The 1,851-nt window shown below is 72.0% G+C and carries 1 protein-coding gene and 2 pseudogenes; all 3 read right to left on the reverse strand.

Annotated features, from left to right (window positions below; translation table 11 throughout):
• Positions 1–137: 137 nt before the first annotated feature.
• Positions 138–380 carry a glycosyl hydrolase-related protein gene (locus B0F77_RS51055; RefSeq protein WP_158103023.1) on the reverse strand — a complete coding sequence of 81 codons (243 nt, stop codon included), beginning with the start codon at positions 378–380 and terminating at the stop codon, positions 138–140.
• 203 nt (positions 381–583) lie between these two features.
• Positions 584–1,240, reverse strand: a pseudogene (locus B0F77_RS51060) (glycoside hydrolase family 38 C-terminal domain-containing protein); the annotation flags it as partial.
• Between the two features lie 35 nt (positions 1,241–1,275).
• A pseudogene (locus B0F77_RS50420) lies at positions 1,276–1,851 on the reverse strand (glycoside hydrolase family 38 N-terminal domain-containing protein); the annotation flags it as partial.

Here is a 1,851-nt window from a genome sequence, read left to right on the forward strand (position 1 = left end):
CCGGATCAAGCAGCTCAAGAAGAGTCTCAAGGAGATCGACCGATCCGCGGTCAAGGCCGGGTGGTGGTCGCTCGTCCTGGAACAGGTGGACGACGGGATCCTGTGACGACCGTCCACAACGGACGAGACGACCCCGGTCACGCCGGCGCGACGCCCGCCGAGCGGAAGCGCACGGTGCACAGCTCGAAGGGCCGCAGGCTCAGCCGTGCCTCGCCACCGTCCTCCCAGGCGGCGGAGCCTCGTTCGAGCAGGTCCGTCCGCTGCCAGCCGCGGACCGCGTCGGCTGCCCGTACAACGGCCTCGACGCGGTTGCCCAGTGCCTCGTACACGCGGACGACGAGATCGCCCGAACCGTCGTGGGCCAGCAGAACGGCCTCCACCGCGACGNNACGGGCGGTTCCACGTCGCGGGCGCCCGTGAAGCGGCGCGGTGGCAGGTTCACCCGGTAGCCCTCGGCGACGGCTTCGGCCAGGCCCGCCTGCGGGGTCACCGTGATCACCCGCTCGTGCGATCCGCCGTCGGCGTGCGGATCCGGGTAGGTGGGTGAGCGCAGCAACGACAACCGCACCTGGGTGGTCGTCCCGCCGTCATCGCGAACGTGCCTCGTGACGTCGTGGCCGTACACGCCGTCGTTGGCGATGGCCACCCCGTACCCCGGCTCGCCGACGTGCAGGAACCGGTGGGCACAGATCTCGAACTGCGCGGCCTCCCACGAGGTGTTGTCGCCGATCGGCCGGGTCACGTGGCCGAACTGGGTCTCCGCCGCGCTGCGGTCGGCGCGCAGGTCGAGCCCGAACCCGAGCTTGAGCACGCGTGCGGTCTCGTGCCACAGCACCGCCGTGCGGAACTCCACTGTGGACTTTCCGGGGCGGATCAGGACGTGCTGGACCACGCTGGAAACGTCGCTCAGACGCCGCTCGACGCGCACCGCGGGTATCCCGTCGACCTCGGTGTCGGTCATCTCGGCGGCCACGGGCACCGCGATCGGCGTGCGGCGGTGGTGCGCATCGAGATCCCAGGCGTCCCAACGGTTCGGCAGGTCGCGGAACAGTTCCAGGGTGTTCGCGAGGCGGTCCGGGGCGACGGCCTCGCGGCCATCCGCTCCGCGCAGTGACACGAGCCGGCCCTGGGCGTCGAGGCGTGCCACGACCAGTGGCGAGGCCAGCACGGCTCCGGACGAGCTGACGTCCACCGTGGACTCCTCAGGTGCGACGGCCTGCGCGACCCCGAGGGCTTGCACGCCGTCCTGCGCGAACGNNCCGCGAGCGCGCGGAGCGAATGCTCGACGATCTCCTCCAGTCGCGCGGCGACCTCGGTGTGCGTCCGCTCGGCGTCTCGGTGCACCCAGCTGATCGAGCTTCCCGGCAGCACGTCGTGGAACTGGGTCATCAGCAGTGCCCGCCAGCAGTCGCGCAGCGTCCGCGCGGGCCAGGCGGCGACACCGCGCAGCGCCGCCGTCGCCGCCCACAGTTCCGCCTCCCGGAGCAGGTGCTCGCACCGCCGGTTGCCGAACTTCGTGCGCGCCTGCGAGGTGTAGGTGCCCCGGTGGAACTCGAGGTACATCTCCCCGGACCACACCGGCGCCGGGCGTCCCGGCCGTTCGGCGTCCCGCAGCTGTCCCTCCGCCTCGGTGAAGAACTCGGCGACGGAGGCGTGCTCGAGCCGGGGTGAGCCTTCGAGGTCGCGGACGCGTTCCGCGGTGGCCACCATCTCCCGGGTGGGTCCGCCACCACCGTCGCCGTAGCCGTAGGGCACCAGCGAGGTCGTGGCGATCGCGTGCTCGGCGAAGGACGTCTCGGCGTGGGCGAGCTCGGCCGCGGACAGGCTGCTGTTGTAGGTGTCGACCGGCGG

Origin of the sequence: Lentzea kentuckyensis (assembly GCF_002150765.1) — a bacterium.
GTDB classification, from domain to species: Bacteria; Actinomycetota; Actinomycetes; order Mycobacteriales; family Pseudonocardiaceae; genus Lentzea; species Lentzea kentuckyensis.